Annotated in this window: 17 protein-coding genes; 10 read left to right on the top strand and 7 right to left on the bottom strand. The window is 64.6% G+C overall.

Features of this window, described 5'->3' with window-relative positions; all coding sequences use genetic code 11:
* Positions 1-11: 11 nt before the first annotated feature.
* The 5 genes from murJ to CK222_RS02150 all read left to right on the top strand — a co-directional run bounded on the left by murJ (position 12) and on the right by CK222_RS02150 (position 6,633).
* Positions 12-1,619, top strand: coding sequence for a murein biosynthesis integral membrane protein MurJ (gene murJ, locus CK222_RS02170; RefSeq protein ID WP_095799240.1), 1,608 nt, complete (start codon positions 12-14; stop codon positions 1,617-1,619).
* Between the two features lie 172 nt (positions 1,620-1,791).
* Positions 1,792-2,859, top strand: coding sequence for a tryptophan--tRNA ligase (gene trpS, locus CK222_RS02165; RefSeq protein ID WP_095799470.1), 1,068 nt, complete (start codon positions 1,792-1,794; stop codon positions 2,857-2,859).
* A gap of 102 nt (positions 2,860-2,961) precedes the next feature.
* Positions 2,962-3,453, top strand: coding sequence for a universal stress protein (locus CK222_RS02160; protein WP_067003529.1), 492 nt, complete (start codon positions 2,962-2,964; stop codon positions 3,451-3,453).
* A 216-nt stretch (positions 3,454-3,669) separates the two neighbouring features.
* A complete protein-coding gene (locus CK222_RS02155) occupies positions 3,670-5,919 on the top strand; it encodes a glycogen debranching N-terminal domain-containing protein (protein ID WP_141247030.1) in 2,250 nt (749 codons plus the stop codon).
* 144 nt (positions 5,920-6,063) lie between these two features.
* Positions 6,064-6,633 (top strand): NifU family protein, encoded by a 570-nt coding sequence (locus tag CK222_RS02150; protein WP_067003527.1) that lies wholly within the window; start codon positions 6,064-6,066, stop codon positions 6,631-6,633.
* Positions 6,634-6,806: 173 nt separating this feature from the next.
* Here CK222_RS02150 and CK222_RS02145 read toward each other — a convergent pair whose 3' ends face one another.
* The gene (locus tag CK222_RS02145; protein ID WP_067003525.1) at positions 6,807-7,424 is read right to left on the bottom strand and encodes a L,D-transpeptidase; all 618 of its coding nucleotides are present in this window, start codon (positions 7,422-7,424) and stop codon (positions 6,807-6,809) included.
* A gap of 223 nt (positions 7,425-7,647) precedes the next feature.
* Between CK222_RS02145 and cueR the strand changes: the two genes are divergently transcribed.
* The 4 genes from cueR to CK222_RS02120 all read left to right on the top strand — a co-directional run bounded on the left by cueR (position 7,648) and on the right by CK222_RS02120 (position 9,931).
* Positions 7,648-8,037: a Cu(I)-responsive transcriptional regulator gene (gene cueR, locus CK222_RS02140; protein WP_067003523.1), complete on the top strand. Its 390-nt coding sequence runs from the start codon at positions 7,648-7,650 to the stop codon at positions 8,035-8,037.
* 85 nt (positions 8,038-8,122) lie between these two features.
* Entirely contained in the window at positions 8,123-8,425 is a 303-nt protein-coding gene (locus CK222_RS02135) for a DUF1330 domain-containing protein (protein WP_067324300.1), read from the top strand.
* Positions 8,426-8,613: 188 nt separating this feature from the next.
* Positions 8,614-9,009, top strand: a complete 396-nt coding sequence (locus CK222_RS32800) for a hypothetical protein (protein WP_245432947.1) — start codon at positions 8,614-8,616, stop codon at positions 9,007-9,009.
* A 421-nt stretch (positions 9,010-9,430) separates the two neighbouring features.
* Positions 9,431-9,931: an MmcB family DNA repair protein gene (locus CK222_RS02120; RefSeq protein ID WP_164747477.1), complete on the top strand. Its 501-nt coding sequence runs from the start codon at positions 9,431-9,433 to the stop codon at positions 9,929-9,931.
* A 75-nt stretch (positions 9,932-10,006) separates the two neighbouring features.
* Here the strand turns inward: CK222_RS02120 and CK222_RS02115 are convergent, their stop codons facing one another.
* The 6 genes from CK222_RS02115 to CK222_RS02090 all read right to left on the bottom strand — a co-directional run bounded on the left by CK222_RS02115 (position 10,007) and on the right by CK222_RS02090 (position 17,836).
* Positions 10,007-10,471, bottom strand: coding sequence for a hypothetical protein (locus CK222_RS02115; protein WP_245432946.1), 465 nt, complete (start codon positions 10,469-10,471; stop codon positions 10,007-10,009).
* A gap of 117 nt (positions 10,472-10,588) precedes the next feature.
* Positions 10,589-11,779 (bottom strand): Na+/H+ antiporter NhaA, encoded by a 1,191-nt coding sequence (gene nhaA / locus CK222_RS02110; RefSeq protein WP_095799234.1) that lies wholly within the window; start codon positions 11,777-11,779, stop codon positions 10,589-10,591.
* Positions 11,780-12,049: 270 nt separating this feature from the next.
* The gene (locus CK222_RS02105; RefSeq protein WP_040974834.1) at positions 12,050-12,613 is read right to left on the bottom strand and encodes an ActR/PrrA/RegA family redox response regulator transcription factor; all 564 of its coding nucleotides are present in this window, start codon (positions 12,611-12,613) and stop codon (positions 12,050-12,052) included.
* A 107-nt stretch (positions 12,614-12,720) separates the two neighbouring features.
* Entirely contained in the window at positions 12,721-14,046 is a 1,326-nt protein-coding gene (locus CK222_RS02100; protein WP_095799233.1) for an ActS/PrrB/RegB family redox-sensitive histidine kinase, read from the bottom strand.
* A gap of 384 nt (positions 14,047-14,430) precedes the next feature.
* Positions 14,431-16,893, bottom strand: a complete 2,463-nt coding sequence (gene hrpB / locus CK222_RS02095) for an ATP-dependent helicase HrpB (RefSeq protein WP_095799232.1) — start codon at positions 16,891-16,893, stop codon at positions 14,431-14,433.
* Between the two features lie 52 nt (positions 16,894-16,945).
* Positions 16,946-17,836, bottom strand: coding sequence for a DMT family transporter (locus tag CK222_RS02090; RefSeq protein WP_095799231.1), 891 nt, complete (start codon positions 17,834-17,836; stop codon positions 16,946-16,948).
* Between the two features lie 22 nt (positions 17,837-17,858).
* Here CK222_RS02090 and CK222_RS02085 point away from each other — a divergent pair, with 22 nt between their 5' ends.
* Positions 17,859-18,548 carry a PIG-L deacetylase family protein gene (locus CK222_RS02085; RefSeq protein ID WP_067324285.1) on the top strand — a complete coding sequence of 230 codons (690 nt, stop codon included), beginning with the start codon at positions 17,859-17,861 and terminating at the stop codon, positions 18,546-18,548.
* Position 18,549 lies beyond the last annotated feature (1 nt).

The following is an 18,549-nucleotide window of genomic DNA, read 5'->3' as shown; positions in this document are numbered from 1 at the left end:
TCATCCTCCGCATGAGCCTTGTCAAAAAATTCGCCACCGTCGCCTCCGGCACGCTGATGAGCCGCGCGCTGGGTTTCGGCCGCGAGATGCTGATGGCGGCGGCCCTCGGCACCGGACCGGTCGCCGACGCCTTCAACGCCGCCTTCCAGTTTCCCAACACCTTCCGCCGGCTGTTCGCCGAAGGCGCCTTCAACGCCGCCTTCGTGCCGCTGTTCGCCAAGGAGATCGAAACGCACGGCACCGACGGCGCAAAGCGCTTCTCGGAGGAAGTGTTCGGCGTGCTGTTCTCGGCGCTTCTGGCGCTCACCATCGCCATGGAACTGGCGATGCCGCTGATCGTCCGCTACCTGGTGGCGCCGGGCTTTGCCGACATTCCGGGCAAGTTCGAGACGACCGTCCGGCTGGCGACGATCATGTTCCCCTATCTGATCTGCATGTCGCTCGGCGCCATGATGGCCGGCATGCTGAACTCGCTGCGCCGCTATTTCGCCGCAGCGATCGCCCCCGCTTTCCTCAACATCATCCTGATCAGCGTGCTCGCCTATGCCTGGTATCATGGGCTCGACGCGCATGATGTCGGCTTCGGCCTGTCCTGGGGCGTGCTGGCGGCGGGCATCGTGCAGCTCGCCATCGTCTGGGTAGCGGTGCGCCATGCCGGCATCTCGATCGGCTTCCGCCGGCCCAAGATGACGCCGAACGTCAAGCGGCTCCTGATCCTGGCGCTGCCGGCCGCTATTACCGGTGGCATCACCCAAATCAACCAGCTGATCGGCACGGCGATTGCCTCCGGGCAGAACAGCGCCGTGTCATCGCTCGCCTATGCCGATCGCATCTACCAGCTGCCGCTCGGCGTCGTCGGCGTCGCGGTGGCGATCGTGCTGCTGCCGGAGCTGTCGCGGGCTTTGAAATCGGGCAATCTGATCGAGGCGGCCAATTTGCAGAACCGCTCGGTCGAATTCACGCTGTTCATGACCTTGCCGGCGGCCGCGGCGCTTTGGGTGATGTCGGAGCCGATCGTGCGACTGGTCTATGAGCGCGGCGCCTTCGCCGCCAACCATTCGACGCCGATCGTCGCCTCGATCCTGGCGATCTTCGGCCTCGGCCTGCCGGCCTTCGTGCTGATCAAGGCCTTCACGCCCGGCTATTTCGCGCGCGAGGACACGCGCACGCCGATGATCTTCGCCGCCATCTCCGTCGGCGTGAACGTCGCCACCGCGCTGAGCTTGTTTCCTTCGATGGGCGCGCCGGGCATCGCCGTCGCCTCGGCCGTCGCCGGCTGGGTCAACGCGGCTTTGCTGCTCGGCATGTTGATAAAGCGCGGCCACTGGGGTCGTGACATACCGCTCTTGAAGCGCATTCCCCGGCTGGTGCTGTCGGCTGTTGTGATGGCGGTCGCGCTCTATTTCGCCGAGCACTATTTCGCGGCAAGGCTCGGACCCGGCTCGCCGCTGGTGATCAAGGCGACGACGCTGCTCGCGCTTGTCGGCGGGGGTGCGGCGCTCTACTTCATCACCGCCTTCGGCACCGGCGGCGCCGATTTCGGCATGATCCGTCGGAACGTGAAGCGCGGCACGGGGAAATCTGCGCCGCGGAAATCGAACACCGGCTTGGATGAATAACTCGAGCTGGCTTTCAGCAACACCGGTCTTGATCCCGCATTCGCCTTCGTCCATAAGCCCGCCGTCGCAAGACTTTCGCCGCGCGCGGTTTCCAGCCGCATGATTGGCTCCAAAAAGTCTGCAACTTTTTGGAATCATGCGTATACGGCCCTCCACAAGCCATGAGGAAATCATGTCCGCCTTCAAGCCCCTCGTCTTCTCGGGCGTCCAGCCGACCGGCAATTTGCATCTCGGCAACTATCTCGGCGCCATCAAAAAATTCGTCGCCCTCCAGGAACAGTCCGACTGCATTTATTGCGTCGTCGACCTGCATTCGCTGACGGCGCAGCTCGTGCACCAGGACCTTGGCGACCAGACGCGCTCGATCACCGCCGCCTTCCTGGCATCGGGCATCGACCCCAAGAAGCACATCGTCTTCAACCAATCGCGAGTCATCCAGCACGCCGAGTTGGCCTGGATCTTCAACTGCGTGGCGCGCATCGGCTGGATGTACCGGATGACGCAGTTCAAGGACAAAGCCGGCAAGGACCGCGAGAACGCCTCGCTCGGCCTGCTCGCCTATCCGAGCCTGATGGCCGCCGACATCCTGCTCTACCGCGCCACCCATGTGCCCGTGGGCGAGGACCAGAAGCAGCATCTGGAATTGACCCGCGACATCGCGCAAAAATTCAACAACGACTTCTCGGAAAAGATCGCGGCGCTCGGCGTCGGCGTCGAGATGCAGGTCGGCGAAGAGACGGTGAACGGCTACTTCCCGATCACCGAACCGGTGATCGGCGGTCCTGCGGCGCGCATCATGAGCCTGCGCGACGGCTCGAAGAAGATGTCGAAGTCGGACCCGTCGGACCTGTCGCGCATCAACCTCACCGACGATGCCGACACAATCTCGAAGAAGATCCGCAAGGCCAAGACCGATCCGGAGGCCTTGCCGAGTGAAGTCGGCGGGCTGGAAAGCCGGCCGGAAGCCGAAAACCTGGTCGGCATCTATGCCGGCCTCGCCGAAATTTCCAAAGCCGACGTGCTGAAGGAATATGGCGGCCAGCAGTTTTCCGTGTTCAAGCCGGCGCTGGCCGACCTTGCGGTCGAAAAGCTCGCGCCGATCGCCTCGGAGATGCGCCGCATCGAGGGCGACCGCGCCTATGTCGACGCCGTGCTCAAGGACGGCGGCGAGCGCGCCCGCGCGATCGCCGAAGGCACGATGAAGACGGTGCGCGACATCATCGGCCTGTTGCAGGACTGATCGGTCCTCGCTGGTTGACTGGGATCGCCATACCGGCCGGCGGCTTGCCGGCGGTCCGTGGCGGTGGCAGATTGCGGCCGAATTGATACCGAGCGGACAGACATGGTTTCCAAACGCCTCAGCCGTGAAGCCGGACATCGCCGCAAATTCCTGGCGATCATCGACGATACGCCGGAATGCGAGCGCGCGGTCGCCTACGCATCGACGCGCGCACAGAGCACCAGCGGCGTGCTGGTCCTGCTCTACGTGATCGAGCCGGACGATTTCCAGCATTGGCTGGGGGTTGAGAAGATCATGCGCGAGGAAGCCAACGCGACCGCGCGCGCGGCGCTCGACACCTATGCCAGCAAGGTGCGCCAGAAGGTCGGCATCGAGCCGGAACTGGTGGTGCGCGAAGGCAAGCCGACCGAGGAAATCCACAAGCTCATCGAGGAAGACCAGGACATCGCCATCCTGGTGCTGGCGGCCGGCGCCGGTAAGGAAGGTCCGGGGCCACTGGTGAGTGCGGTGGCCGGCCGGGGCGCCGCCTTCCCCATCCCGGTTACCGTGGTGCCGCAGAACCTCTCCGACGAGGAAATCGAGAGCCTGGCCTGAATTGGGAAGGCCCCTCCTGCCCGATTGGAACGTCGCCGATCCGCAGATACACATCGATGTTATCAACCAGCCCATAGCCCTTGGCCCGTGTCGGCGGCGCGCCATTTGGAATGGTCACGGAAACGCCATTCCAAAGGAGCGCCGGTGGACGAATCAACCCGGAAAGCAGGGCGTAGCGGCACGTCAAAGCCGCGAAACGCTGGGACTGGATCACCGGTGCAGCCGCGCTCGCAGGCAGCGCGATCACAGCAAAAAGCCCGGCAGACGCCTGATGCGCAGCAGGAGCGCAGGCACCGCGTGCTCGCCAAGGGGCACCCGGCCATGGTGGACAGCATCGCCGGCGCGATTACGGTCAAGAATCTCGATCTCTACTATATCCTCGCTCCCGACGCCCAGATACCGGTGAAAGGCGAGCACGGCTTCGGGCTCTATTTCCACGACTGCCGTTTCCTCGGCGGCTATGAGATGACGCTGGGCGGTTTGCCGCCGATCGTGTTGGCCTCGACCGCGCAAAGAGGTTACGCCGCGCTTTTCGAACTGGCCAATCCCGACCTGCATTGCGATGGGGGGCGACTGATCCCCAAGGACGAGCTCGGCATCCGCTGGGAGCGCATTCTCGATGCGGAGCAAACATGTGTGCGAGAGGTTCTGACCATCCAGAATTTCGGCAACGAGCCGCATGGCTTTCCGCTGGCCCTGCACTTCGGCGCCGGCTTCGAGGACATTTTCAATGTGCGCGGACTGGTGCCGAAGAACCTCGGCAGGTGCGAGCGGCCTGCCTGGCGCGACGGCAGCCTCCACTTTGTCTATCACGGCGCCGACCACGTTCGCAGAACGGCAACAATCGGTTTCTTGCCGGCACCCGATGCCATGCACAGAACCGCGGCCGAGTTCCAGTTCGATGTTTCGCCAGGAGAAAGGCGCACCATCGCCATCACCATAGAATTGAGGGAACTGTCGGAAGAGCCGGAGGCCGAGCAAATGAGCCAGCACCCGGCGTTTGCTCTCGAGGGCTTTGCCGGGACGGTTCAGGCGGATACTGAAAAATGGCTGGAGCAACACACGAAGTTCGACAGCGACAGCCTGCTGCTCAACAGCATCATGGACCGTTCGCTGCGCGATCTCGCGGTGCTCAGGTCGGATCTTGGCAACAGGGAGTATTTCGCAGCCGGCGTGCCGTGGTACGTCGCGCTGTTTGGACGCGACAGCCTGATCGTCGCGCTCGAGATGCTCGCCTTCCAGCCGGAGATCGCCGCCCAGACGCTGCGCCTTCTAGCCGGCTATCAGGGACGTCGAACGGATCGATGGCGAGAGGAGCAGCCCGGCAAGATACTGCATGAGCTGCGCGTCGGCGAGCTCGCTCGCGCGGGCAATGTCCCACATGCCAGATTCTACTGCACGGTCGACGCGACCCCGCTCTTCCTGCTGCTTCTCGGCCGCTATGCCGCGTGGACAGGCGACGTGGGGCTCTTCCGCGAACTGCGGGAGCCGGTGGAAAAGGCCTTGGGCTGGATCGCCAAGGCCGGAGACGGGCATGGCGAAGGCTATGTCAAATACCGGACCATCTCGGAAAGCGGTCTCGTCAACCAGGGGTGGAAGGATTCGGCCGACGCGATCGTCAGGACCGACGGCAGCATCGCCAGGCCGCCGATCGCGCTGGTCGAGGTGCAGGGCTATGTGTTTGCGGCCAAGCACGCCATCGCCGATCTCTACGAACGCATTGGCGAGCGCAACAGCGCCAGGCAGGTTCGCGGCGAGGCCGAAAAGCTTCGGACACGGTTCAACCGCGACTTCTGGTGCGAGGACCTGGACACTTTCGCGCTGGCGCTCGAGGCGCGCGGCCGCCCGGTCGCGGTCGTTTCCTCCAACCCGGGCCATGCGCTGTGGACCGGTATCGCGGATCGGGGCAAGGGCCGCCGAACCGTGCGGCGGCTGATGCAGGACGACATGTTCAACGGCTGGGGCGTGCGCACGCTCTCGAGCGCGGAGCGGCGCTACAATCCCGTCGGATATCATCTCGGCACCGTCTGGCCGCATGACAATGCGCTGCTGGCGGCCGGCTGCCGGCGGTATGGCGAGGACGGCGCGGCGCTGAGGACCTTCACCGCCATTGTCGAAGCGGCGATGCACTTCCGCCATCACCGGCTGCCGGAGGCGATGGCGGGCTTTCAGCGCAACGATTTCCAGGTGCCGGTGCACTATCCCGTGGCCTGCCACCCGCAGGCATGGGCAGCGGGCGCGGTGCCGTTCCTGGTGACCACCTGCCTCGGCCTGGAGCCCGACGCCTTCGCAAACAGGCTGCGGATCGTGCGGCCGCGACTGCCCGATTTCGTCAGCCGCATCGAGCTTCGCGGGCTGCGGGTCGGCGAGGCAAGCGCCGACCTCGAATTCATGCGCACGGCGGACGGCGCCGAGGTGAACATCCAGAAGACGAGTGGACAACTCAGCGTGGAAGTCGGAGGATAGGCTTGCCGTGGCGAAGCGCTCCGCCGGGGCAAAAACATTCCGCCAGCCAGCCGTTCGGGCGACGCGTTTCGCTTGAATGTCCAGCCGATAGAGCCTATTTAGAACTATTCCAAACTATCGGCCCGGAAGGGCCTGGAGATATCCATGTTCATCCAGACCGAATCGACGCCGAACCCGGCGACGCTGAAATTCCTGCCCGGCAAGGAAGTGCTGCGCGACGGCACCGCCGACTTCCGCGACGCCGAAGGCGCCGCGCAGGCTTCGCCGCTGGCCGGCCGGCTGTTCGAGATCCCCGGCGTCACCGGCGTCTTCTTCGGCTACGACTTCATCACCGTGACCAAGGACGGTCCCGACTGGCAGCACCTGAAGCCGGCGATCCTCGGCGCCATCATGGAGCATTTCATGTCCGGCGCGCCGGTCATGGCTTCGGCGGCCCCGGCCAACGATGCCGGCCAGGCCGGCGAGTTCTACGACAAGGCGGATGAGGAGCTGGTGCTGACCATCAAGGAGTTGCTCGACACCCGGGTGCGCCCGGCGGTCGCGCAGGATGGTGGCGACATCACCTTCCGCGGCTTCGAGAACGGCACCGTGTTCCTGCACATGAAGGGTGCCTGTGCCGGTTGCCCGTCATCGACGGCGACGCTGAAGCACGGCATTCAGAACCTGCTTCGGCATTTTGTTCCGGAAGTGCAGCAGGTCGAGCAGGTCGCCTGATAATTCTGCTCCGCCGGCCGCCTGTTGCGGTTTCTGAGCTTCTCGGCGGAGTGAATTTTCTCCAACCGCAAAAACAAAAAACCGGGCCCCAACAGCCCGGTTTTCTGTCTTTGGACGTCTTGTTGTTGCCTAGACGGTCCGCGCACGCAAGCTTTTGTCCGCGGCCATCGTGATCACATCACGATGACCTTGGCGCCGACCGAAGTGCGGTCGTAGAGATCGATAATGTCCTGGTTCATCAGGCGGATGCAGCCCGACGACATCGCCTTGCCGATGGAGAACCACTCCGGGCTGCCATGCAGGCGGTAGCCCATGTCGCCGCCCTTGTTGAACAGATACATGGCGCGCGCGCCGAGCGGGTTCTTCAGGCCCGGCTCCATGCCGCCCGCGAATTTGGCGAGTTCGGGCTGGCGCTTGATCATCGGCGCCGGCGGCGTCCAGGTCGGCCATTCGCGCTTCAGCGCGATATGGGCGGTGCCGTGCCACTCGAAGCCCTCGCGGCCGACCCCGATGCCGTAGCGCATGGCCATGCCGTCACCCTCGACGAAGTAGAGGAACTTGTTCTGGGTGTCGACGATGATGGTGCCGGGCTTCTCGGGAGTGTCGTAGCGCACTTCCTGCCGGCGGAAGCGGGCCGGAACCTTCTCGATCGGGATGCGCGGCAGCTGATAGCCGGCATCGGTCATCGCGCCATAGTTGTTGGTGAAGATTTGCCCGCCAATGGTGCTGCACCCGCTGATCGCGGTCGACAGCGCAAGGGCGGCGACGATTGCAAACGACTTCAAGCGCATGAATAGGTCCGACGCCCCGCCTTTTATCAGCGGCACGAGTCGGCCGCTTTCTCACCATCATTCATGCTGGCATTTCTTTTGCTTGCCAAGCGTGCACTGCCTATATGCATGACCTTCCCTGCTGGTAAGTGCCGAACTGCGGCATTTCGGCAACAGGGGTCCCAGGATTGTGAAGTAAAATCAACGGGGCAGCCGGAAAGGCTGCCGGAGACAGGAGAGCGCCATGAATGTCGGTGATGCCGCCGAGCGTTCCGGCCTGCCGGCCAAGACCATCCGCTACTATGAGGAGATCGGCCTGATCCTGCCGGCGCGGGCCGAAAACGGCTACCGCGACTACTCGCGCGACGACGTGCACCGGCTGGCCTTCTTGCGCCGCGCCCGCAACCTCGGCTTTTCAATCGATGATTGCAGGCAGCTGATGGCGCTTTATCAGGACCGCGACCGCGCCAGCCATGACGTGCGCGAAATCGCCAGCGCCCATGTCAGGGCGATCGAGGAAAAGGTGCGCGAACTGCAGTCGATGCGCGCGACGCTACAGAAGCTGATCCACGCCTGCCACGGCGACGACCGGCCGGACTGCCCGATTTTGGATGACATGGCGGGGGCGGCGTGAAGTCGCCGACCGGAGCTAGACAAGTATCCGATCTCTATCTTAGCTCTTGAGCCAGAAACAAATCCTCGGCAGGAGTGCTCCACCCGTGAAGGGATACTGGCTCATCGTCGGCACCGAGATTTCGGATCAGGAAGCGCAAGCCGAATACGCCAGGCTTTGGAAGCCCATCGGCGAGAAGTATCAGGCACGCAGCAATCCTTCGAAAGTGCCGCCCCTGCTGGTGGAGGCGCGCGATGCCGGTCGGGTGATCGTCGTCCAATTCCCGTCATTGGAAGCTGCCAAGGCCTGCTATGACGACCCGGCTTACGAGGAAGCGAAGCGGTTTGCGCTGCAGGCGTCGAACCGCGTGCTGCTCATCTTCGAAGGGGATCTGGGGGAGGCTGGATGAGGCGCTCTACAATGAAGCGTCAATCATCGGCATTACTTGGGCGATCACCGATTGGCCTGTAACGCTGATTGCGTTCGGCTTAGGATTTTTTTGGGGTTCATACTGCGGATGCAGCAGGGTAGCAACACTCTCAAGTGTTGCGGTGGTCTGTGAAATATATAACCGCCCGCGCCTTTCGCCCTCGTTAGGTGGGCGACGGAGTTGCCCGGGTCCGTGTTATCTGGGCCGAAATAGCGCCATTTGATTTCGCCTGTGACGCCATATTTGGTCTTTATCCTGCGCACTTCGTCTGCAATGCCATGCCATTGGGCCTCATGCATGATAAGACCGGCTGTGACAAAATAGGGCCTATTGCCCACGCGGCAGGGTTTGGGCGGGCTACCACTCTCGTCAATAAAGCAAAGGTGCATTCTGCAATGTCAGGCAAACCCGCTGAAAAGAGTCAAGTTGAGAAGTTCCGCGAACTGGCGCGGGAGATTGAAACCGTCGATTCCGAAGAGCCGTTGAACGCGGCGATTAAGAAAGTGGCAAAGTCCCCGCCGCCGCCTAAGCACGACGAGAAAGCGGGAAAGAAGCCTCGCTAGCCCCTTGGTCGTCATCATAAGACTTCCACCAAGTGCCGCGCAGGATGCTGGCGATATCCCGATCCTGTGTGGGGTGACGCATCCGGTGAGGATCGAGCAACGGTTCGGTTTCTATGAGCCGCCGTCGTGAGCGTTCGATATACTCTCTCGATCTGGCGATTAGAATGCTGTCCTGATTGGAATAAAGCGCGCGATGGGGATTGTTGGGAGACATAGCGTGGCTCCGGTCTTATGCAGACGGGAGCGCTAGATCGCTGTCTCTCAGCCGCCGATGTCCGTTGGGTCGTTACCGGCGATAGTGGTCAACATACCGGAACCCAATTCGGTTCCCGAATTAATTGTGCGTCTGGGTCTGTCAAATATACAATCGCCCTTTAATATCGTGTTCAAACCGTGAACAAAATCTGGCATGGTGCCTGCCATGCCTATCGTTTCCGCGATTCCCCTCAACCCGCTGATCGACGGCCGCCAGTCGGAGCGCGCCATGCTGGTGCGGCGCGGCGTGCAGCGTCTGCTGACCCAAATGGGCGCGCATGTGCTGCCAGAGCTATCCCTGGCCACCGGCCGGCGGGCCGATCTTGTCGCGCTGACCCGGCAGGGCGACATCTGGATCATCGAGATCAAATCCTCGATCGAGGATTTTCGCGTCGATCGCAAATGGCCGGACTACCGGCTGCATGCCGACCGCTTCTTCTTCGCCACCCATCCCGGCGTGCCCGCGGAAATCTTTCCGGAGGAATGCGGCTTCATCCTCTCCGACGGCTATGGCGCGGAGATCTTGCGCGAGGCGCCGGAGCACCGCATGGCCGCCGCGACGCGCAAGGCGCTGATGCTCAGGATCGCGCGTGCGGGCGCGGCGCGGCTGCTGGCGGCGGAGCTTGCCGGTGTTTCGGTGCCGGTGCTGGACGGCGAAAGCGAGTAGGACGCTATCTCGTCGTCGCTGGCCGCGGGCCGCGCAGCACCGGGCTGCACTGCGCCGGGACCCAAAGCGCAGCCCCTACTCGACATTGACGTCCACGACAATTTTGTACGCGTTCCCATCAAAAGTATGAACCGAGAAGGTCATCTGATCCTGCCCCTTGAACCCGGCAGCCGATTTGTAGACGGCTTTTATTCCGTCGACCTTTCGAGAATTGCATTTAAATCTCTGGTTGGTTTTCGCAAAAGATGTGTAAACCTTCCCTTCAACCAACCTAACTTCCCCATGACTCGGCCCGGAGATAATTTTTACATCGTCCTTGCCGGCAGAAGAGCAGTCCACGTTCAGGCTCGCTCCCTTAAAGACGAGAATCTCTTGGCCCGTCAGTGCCGTTTTTTCATAGCTCGACAGATGTGTGAACGCAGCCGCCGGAGAGAGCCCAAGGCCCAAAACCGCGACCGTTGCTATGACACTTGTTGTGCGGCATACCATTTTTGCTGGCCCCTTAACCGAGTGAATTGCCCCATCGCTGTCTGACGGCACGCTGAAGCACGCTAGCACTCCAGCGATAGCTTCAACTCATCAAATTCAAGTCATCGGAAAGTAGTGGTGCGCCTTACAACGCTTCCATTGATCGGCAAGACCGCGTTCCCCGCTGCCCTACTCCACTTCTTCTTCGGCGCCACCCCGCGCCGGCGCCATCAGCAGCACCGCCGCGCCGACCAGCGCGGCGATCAGCGAGCCGGCGAGGATGCCGACCTTCACCGCGTCCTGAAGGGCCGCGTCATTGGCGAAGGCGAGCAGGCCGATGAACAGGCTCATGGTGAAGCCGATGCCACACAGAAGCGAAATGCCGATCATATGCAGCCAGCCAGCATTGGCCGGCAGGTCGGCGAGGCCGAGCCGGATGGCGAGAACCGAGGCGCCGAAGACGCCGACCAGCTTGCCGACGACGAGGCCGGCGGCGACGCCGAGCGTCAGAGGCTCGACCAGCGCGGCAACGCTCAGGCCGCCGAGCGAGACGCCGGCATTGGCGAAGCCGAAGATCGGGATGACGATGAAGGGCACGAGCTTGTGCAGGCCATGTTCCAGCCGGTGCAGCGGCGAGTGTTCGACGTCGTGACCGATGGCGGGCGAACGCTCGAGCGGGATGGTGAGCGCCAGCGCCACGCCGGCAAGCGTCGCATGCACGCCCGACTTCAGCACCAGCACCCAAAGCGCCGCGCCGAGTACGAGATAGGGCAAGAGGTTCATCACCCGCATGCGGTTGAGTACGATCAATACGGCGATGACCGCGAAGGCGGCGCCGAGATAGGCGAGCGACAGGCCGCTGGTGTAGAACAGCGCGATGATGATGACGGCGCCGAGATCGTCGATGATGGCCAAAGCGGTAAGAAACACTTTAAGCGAGGCCGGCACGCGGCTGCCGAGCAGCGACAGCACGCCGAGCGCGAAGGCGATGTCGGTGGCGGTGGGGATCGCCCAGCCGGAAAGCGCCGCCTGGTTGTCGCGGTTGACCAAGACATAGACCAGCGCCGGAAACACCATGCCGCCGGCCGCGGCGATGCCCGGCAGCACGCGGCGCGGCCAGGTTGAGAGCTGGCCGTCCAGCATCTCGCGCTTGATCTCCAGCCCGACCAGCAGGAAGAACACCGCCATAAGCCCGTCATTCACCCAGTGCGAGACGCTGAGCGGACCGAGATAGGCGTGGAGGGCGGCGAAATAGGTTTCGGCGAGCGGCGAGTTTGCGACGATGAGCGCAAGGGCGGCGGCCGCCATCAGGATGATGCCGCCGGCCGCCTCGCCGTCGAGGAATTCGCGAAGCATCGATTTCGGCCGCTCGTCGCGCATGCCCCCTCCGTCACATGGCCCGCCGGCCGGTGTCCTTCGCGATGATGCTCAAACTTGAACGACCGGGCAAGCATTGGACCGGTCGGCCAGCGTCGCCCTCCTTGCAAGCGTCGGCGCCGCCCCTCACCTGCCTGTCGGCATCCTCTCCCCGTATGACGGGGAGAGGGGCGCTCTCATCGCGGTTTTCGCCAATCGCCAGCGTTGCTAGGCGGCAGCCAGCGCTGCCTTCGACACTCGCCATCGGCAGCACCGTACGCGCGTTTAAGCAGGTTACCGCGGCGCCCGCTTTGCCAGAATCCGCTGCAGGGTGCGCCGGTGCATGTTGAGCCGGCGCGCGGTCTCGGAGACGTTGCGGTCGCACATTTCATAGACGCGCTGGATATGTTCCCAGCGCACGCGGTCGGCCGACATCGGGTTTTCCGGGGGTGCTGCCCGCTCGCCCGCGGTGCGGGTCAGCGCGGCGAAGACGTCGTCGGCATCGGCGGGCTTCGACAGGTAGTCGACAGCGCCGAGCTTCACCGCCGTCACCGCGGTGGCGATGTTGCCGTAGCCGGTCAGGATGATGGTGCGGGAATCGTCGCGCTTCTCGCGGATGGCGGCGACCACGTCGAGGCCGTTGCCGTCGCCGAGCCGCATGTCGACCACCGCATAGGCCGGCGGGCGGGCGCGCGCCTTGGCGACGGCCTCTTCCACGCTTTCCGCCGTCTCGACCGCGAAGCCCCTGGTTTCCATGGCGCGGGCAAGCCGGGTGAGAAATGGCTTGTCGTCGTCGACGATCAGCAGCGAGGTGTCCTCGCCTTCTACCATTGCGCCGGTGGGTTCTTCTGCGCTCATTTGCGTCAGCATCCTACTGCCTTACTTTTACGCAGATACAATTCTGCAACAGCAATGTCCAATTTTTACACCCGGCAACAAAGCTGCCATGCGCCAAATGCATAGGCTCACGCATTGTCGAATGCGGTGCCCGGGGCATGCTCGGGATTGAGGAAGACGCCGCGAGGCCAGGTGATCTGCACCACCGCCCCCTCGCCGAGCCCGCTCGAATTGCGAAAATCGATCGTCGCGCCCGAGCGCTCCAGCAACGTCTTGGCGATGAAAAGCCCGAGCCCGAGGCCGCCGCCGGCCTCCGTCCCCTGGCGCGTCGACATATAGGGCTCGCCGATGCGGTCGATGATTTCCGGCGGGAAGCCCGGCCCGTCGTCAATGATCGAGAAGGAGACCTCCTCACCGTCCCAGTTCCAGCTGACGGTGACCGTGTTCTTGGCGAAGTCGACGGCGTTCTCGACCAGATTGCCGAGCCCGTAGATGACGCCGGGGCTGCGCTGCCCGACCGGCTCCGGGCCGATGCGCTCGCCGGGGCGCAGCCGGATCGAGATGCCGAAGTCGCGGTGCGGCGCCGTCACTTCCTCGACCAGCGAGGTCAGCGGCAGGCGCGAAAGATGCGCCTCGCCTTCCGAGGACAGGCTGGTCAGCCGCTTCAGGATCTCGCGGCAACGCTCGCTCTGCGAGCGCAGCAGCTTCACGTCCTCGCTGAATTTCGGATCTTCTCCCAGCGCCTTTTCCATTTCCTTGGCGACGACGGTGATGGTGGCCAAAGGCGTGCCGAGCTCATGCGCGGCGGCCGCCGCGAGGCCATCGAGCGCCGAAAGATGCTGCTCGCGCTGCAGCACCAGCTCGGTGGCGGCGAGCGCGTTGGCGAGCAGGCGTGCCTCGGCCGCGACGCGGAAGGCGTAAATCGCGGTGAAGGCGATCGAGGCGAACACCGCCATCCACATGCCGGCGACATAGATGAAGGGCATCGACAGCGGCGCGCCTTCGTACCAGGGCAGCGGCAGATGGAAGAACACAAGCAGCGTGGCCGCCGCGATGACCAGCGCGCCGAGCACCGCGGTGAGGCGCAGCGGCAGTGATGCGGCGGAAATGACGACGGGCACCGAGAGCAGGACCGAAAACGGGTTGGTCAGGCCGCCGGTCATATAGAGCAGGCCGGCGAGCTGCAGGCTGTCGATGGTGAGGATGACGAAGGCCGAGAGCGGGGTCAGCCGATGCGCCGCGGGATAGCGGAAGGTGAGCCAGAGGTTCATCCAGGCCGAGCAGGCGATCAGCGCGAAGCACAGCGAGACCGGAAGCGGGAATTTCAGCCCGTAGCCGACGACGAGCACCGCGATGCTCTGGCCGACAATGGCCAGCCAGCGCAGGCGGATCAGCGTGTTGAGCCGCAGCCGCTGGCTCTGCTGGGAATCGGGCGCGCGCAAAATATTGATCATCGACTTACGATTATAGCCGCAGGAGGGTGAGCGCTAGTAGCGCTGTGACTGCGACTTGACCGGTCAGCGGCCGTTGTTTCGGTTCACCATCATGAGGGCTTGATGATTGGCCTAGGCCCCTCGCGACTTCGTCATCCACGGGCGGAGCGACGCGAAGCGGAGCGCAGGCCCGAGGAGATCCATTCCGTGACTTCGAAGTTTTGCGATGGTTCAGAATTCTGTTCCGCTGCATTTTACGGTCAAGGTAACGGAATGGATCCTCGGGTCTACGCGCGTCGCTTCGCTCCTTGCTCCGCCCGTGGATGACGAAGTGATGGGCGTTTGCGCCAATCGCCAACGCACGTTGCCCACTAACGCGAATGGCCCGCCGAAAGCGGCACGAACCTATGTCCCGCGCGGCTTGGCGCGGCTGGTGGCGGCCGCCAGCAGCGGGTTTTCCGGCCAGACATGCTTAGGATAGCGACCGCGCATATCGGTGCGCACATCCGCCCACGAGCCGCGCCAGAAGCCGGGCAGATCGCGCGTCGTCTGGATCGGGCGATGCGCCGGCGACAACAGCTCCAGAGTCAGCGGCACCGTACCGCCCGCGACCGAAGGATGGCGATCGAGGCCGAACAGCTCCTGCACGCGGATCGCCAGCACCGGCCATTCGCCGTCATAGCGGATCGGCACATGGCTGCCCGAGGGCGCGTCGAAATGGGTCGGCGCCAGCGCGTCCACCTCGCGCTGCAGGTCGTGCGGGACCAGCGACATCAGCCCCGCCGCAAGCGCCGTCGGCCTGATCGCCGCGAAGGAGGCCTCGCCGGCAAGGAAAGGCAGCAACCAGTCGTCGAGACGGTCGAGAAGCGCCTGGTCCGAGACGTCGGGCCAGGGAGAACCGAGGCCGCGATAGAGCCAGCCGAGCCGCTGGCGCAGCGTTTCCGCCTCCTTGCCCCAGTCGAGCAGCGACAGGCGGTGCTCGCGCAGGGCGTCCAGCATGGCCCGATCGGCCTCGGCACCGGAAGGTGCGGGCAGCATGCGCTCGGAAAGGGTGATGGCGCCAAGGCGAGCGGTCTCGCGCACGCGCACGACGCGGCGCTCGCGGTCGAAACTCGTCTCGCGCTTCGTCTCGATGCGGTCGGCAAGCGCGGTGCGGATAAGGGCCTCGTCGACGGGCGCGGCGGCGGTGATACGGGCATTCTGCGCCTTGCCCTGCAGATCGGCGACGACCAGCCAGCTCTCGCCGGCAAGCGGATCGGCAGCATCGACCATCGCGCCGGAACCGTTGGCGAGCACGAAGCGGCCGCGCTCGCCGCGGGCTCTGGCGACACGATCCGGCCAGGCATGGATCAGCAAGGCGCCGGGCGCGGCTGGCGAGTCTGCCCTTGCCCCGCCTGCCTGCTTGGCCAGGCGTGCGGCAAGTTGCCGGGCGGCACCGGCGCGCGGCGATTTTTCGGCGCGGAAGCGGATCAGCCGCCGTTCCAAATCTGCGCTGTCGCCGCCAAGCCCGCGCTCCGTCAAAAGCACGGCAAGCATCGCCGCTTCCTGCGCCTGCCCGATCTCAGCCGCTTCGGCCACCATGTGCGCGAGCCGCACGGGCACAGCGAGCTTGCGCATCGCCGCGCCCGCCTCCGTCAAGCGGCCGGCGTCATCGATTGCATGCAGCGCTTTGAGCAACACCCTCGCTTCGTTGAGCGCCGGCGCCGGCGGCGGGTCGAGGAAGGACAGGCTCGACGGATCGGCGACGCCGAAAGCGGCGCAGTCGAGCAACATGCCGGAAAGGTCAGCCTCGAGGATTTCCGGCGGTGTGAAGGCGGGCAGCGCCGCCGTCTGCTCGGCACGCCACAATCGGATGGCGACGCCCGGCTGCGTTCGTCCGGCCCGGCCGGCCCGCTGATCGGCGGAAGCCTTGCTGACGCGCACCGTTTCCAGCCGGGTCAGGCCGCTTGCCGGCTCGTAGCGCGGCAGGCGCGACAGGCCGCAATCGATGACGACGCGCACGCCGTCGATGGTGATCGAGGTCTCGGCGATCGAGGTCGCCAGCACCACTTTACGGCGGCCAGGCGACGCCGGCTTGATCGCGGCATCCTGCGCCCTGTTGTCCAACCGGCCATAGAGCGGAACGATGTCGGTATCGGCACCGAGGCGATCTTCTAGCCGCTCTGCGGTGCGCTCGATCTCGCGCTGTCCGGGCAGGAAAGCGAGCACGCTGCCCTGCTCGGCGGCTAAAGCCGAGCGAACCGCCTTGGCCATCGCGTCCTCGACCGCCATGCCGGCCGGCCGCTCGTCATAGCGGATGTCGACCGGGAAGGCGCGGCCCTCGCTTTCGACCACCGGCGCCCCGGCCAGTAGTTTTGCGACGCGCGCGCCGTCGAGCGTCGCCGACATCACCAGCAGGCGCAGATCCGGCCGCAGCGCGCCCTGAACATCGAGCGCCAGCGCGAGGCCGAAATCGCCGTCGAGCGAACGCTCGTGGAATTCATCGAAGATTACCGCCGCAACGCCGGGCAGTTCGGGATCGTCGAGGATCATGCGCGACAGCACGCCTGCGGTGACGACGAGGATCTTTGTCCGCGCTGAAGTGCGGTTCTCCATGCGCATCGCGTAGCCGACTGTACCACCCGGCTCCTCGCCGACAAGCTCGGCCATGCGACGGGCGGCGGCGCGGGCTGCCAGCCTGCGCGGCTCCAGCAGCACGATCCTGCCTTCGCCGAGCCAGGGCGCGTCGAGCAGCGCCAGCGGCACCAGCGTCGTCTTGCCGGCACCGGGCGGCGCCACCAGCACGGCGCTGTTGCGCCCGGCGAGCGCCTCGCCGAGCACCGGCAGCACGGCGGATACCGGGAGTTCCGGCAAAATTCCTCTGTTCATGGCGTCCGCATATCAGCGGCCACGGTGAGCGCGCAACCTGTCCCGGAATTGCCTAAAGCCTGGTGCGCGTGAACGGGTTCCAGCGCACGGTGCCCAGCCGTACCTCCTCGCGAACCATGGTCAGCAGGCCCGAGGCGCCGAGCACTGCAAGGCCGGCCAGCGTCAGCAGGTCGGGATCTTCCTGGAAGAACAACGAGCCCAGCACCACCGCCCAGACGATCTGCGAATAATGCGTCGGCGCGATCCGGTTGGCAGGCGCGTATTTGGCCGCGAGAAGCTGCAACAGCTGACCGCCGGCGGTGAAGGCGCCGGCCATGGCCAGCCAGATCAGCTGCCTGCCATCCGGCAAGGTGAAGGACGTTGCCGCCACGCCGAGGCCATTGAACAGCAGGCCATAGCCGACAAGCACGCCGAGCATCGTCGTGCGCTTCTCCTGCTGCGCCAGCGACCGCATCAGGATGACGCTGGTAGCGGCAAGAAAGGCGATGGCGAAGGCCGCGAGGTGGCCGAGATGAAGTTCGCGGAAACCCGGCCTGACGACCAGCATGACGCCGGCAAATCCGGCGACCACGGCAAGCCATCGCCACGGCCCAACCTTCTCCCTCAGGATGAGAGTGGAGAGGATGGTGACGAACAAGGGCGCCAGGAAAATCAACGCGTAGACTTCCGCCAGCGGGATGGTGGTGAAGGCATAGACGCTGAGCACGCCCGATGCGATGCCCGCCCAGGCGCGGGCCTGCACGGCCCAGGGCCGGCTGGTGCGCCAGAAGTCGCGCCAGTGCTCATCGGCAGGCCTTGTGAAGAACAGGAAACAGCCGGCAAACAAGGTTACGAAGAAGCCGATCTCGAAGACGGTGAACTGCCCGCCCAGGCTCTTGATGACGGCATCGCTCCACGAATAGCTTGCATAGGCGATGAGGGCGAGCAGGATTCCGTTCGGCACGTTCCAATTCGGGAGAAAAGAAGTGAAGATACTGGCGCTGGGGGCTCATCCCGACGATATCGAGATATTCATGTTCGGTACGCTGGCCGCCTATGCCGCGCTAGGCGCAGAGCTGACTTTTGCGATAGCCACGGACGGAGCCAAGGGCGGCACGGGCGATCCGAAGGCGCTTGTCAAAGCGCGGCGCGAGGAAGCGACCGAGGCGGCCACCCTGCTCGGCGTCACACCGCGTTTCCTCGATTTCCCCGACGGGGCGCTGGTTGCGGATGCCGCATTGATCGGCACACTCAAGGCGCTGATCGGCGAGGTGCAACCCGACCTCGCGATCACGCATGCGCCGAACGACTATCACGGCGACCACCGCGCGCTGTCGGATGGCGTGCGCATCGCGGCGTCCTTCGAGGTACCGGTGCTGCATGCCGACACACTGGGCGGCACAGGTTTCTCGCCGTCGCATTACGTCGACATTTCCAGCCACTGGGACCTCAAGGCGCAGGCCATTCTCGCGCATCGCTCACAGGGGCCCGAGCATTATCTCAACGGTGCACGCATGCAGAACGCGTTCCGCGCCGGCCAATGCAACGGCGCGCCCGGCGCGCTGGCCGAGGCGTTCCGGTTCGAGCCCCTCTTCCCCTTTGCCGACATCCGCGAGCTGCTGCCTCCGGCGCCGCGGATCCGGCCGGTCACGGTGGGCCCGAAGACCGTCAGGTAGC

Origin of the sequence: Mesorhizobium sp. WSM3866 (assembly GCF_002294795.1) — a bacterium.
Classification (GTDB): Bacteria; Pseudomonadota; Alphaproteobacteria; order Rhizobiales; family Rhizobiaceae; genus Mesorhizobium.
This window is presented reverse-complemented; position numbering and strand designations above follow the sequence as displayed.

Coding starts and splice junctions, on each gene's coding strand:
- murJ (WP_095799240.1), top strand. CDS start 12: ATGAGCCTTGTCAAAAAATTCGCCACCGTCGCCTCCGGCACGCTGATG.
- trpS (WP_095799470.1), top strand. CDS start 1,792: ATGTCCGCCTTCAAGCCCCTCGTCTTCTCGGGCGTCCAGCCGACCGGC.
- CK222_RS02160 (WP_067003529.1), top strand. CDS start 2,962: ATGGTTTCCAAACGCCTCAGCCGTGAAGCCGGACATCGCCGCAAATTC.
- CK222_RS02150 (WP_067003527.1), top strand. CDS start 6,064: ATGTTCATCCAGACCGAATCGACGCCGAACCCGGCGACGCTGAAATTC.
- CK222_RS02145 (WP_067003525.1), bottom strand. CDS start 7,424: ATGCGCTTGAAGTCGTTTGCAATCGTCGCCGCCCTTGCGCTGTCGACC.
- cueR (WP_067003523.1), top strand. CDS start 7,648: ATGAATGTCGGTGATGCCGCCGAGCGTTCCGGCCTGCCGGCCAAGACC.
- CK222_RS02120 (WP_164747477.1), top strand. CDS start 9,431: ATGCCTATCGTTTCCGCGATTCCCCTCAACCCGCTGATCGACGGCCGC.
- nhaA (WP_095799234.1), bottom strand. CDS start 11,779: ATGCGCGACGAGCGGCCGAAATCGATGCTTCGCGAATTCCTCGACGGC.
- CK222_RS02105 (WP_040974834.1), bottom strand. CDS start 12,613: ATGAGCGCAGAAGAACCCACCGGCGCAATGGTAGAAGGCGAGGACACC.
- CK222_RS02100 (WP_095799233.1), bottom strand. CDS start 14,046: ATGATCAATATTTTGCGCGCGCCCGATTCCCAGCAGAGCCAGCGGCTG.
- hrpB (WP_095799232.1), bottom strand. CDS start 16,893: ATGAACAGAGGAATTTTGCCGGAACTCCCGGTATCCGCCGTGCTGCCG.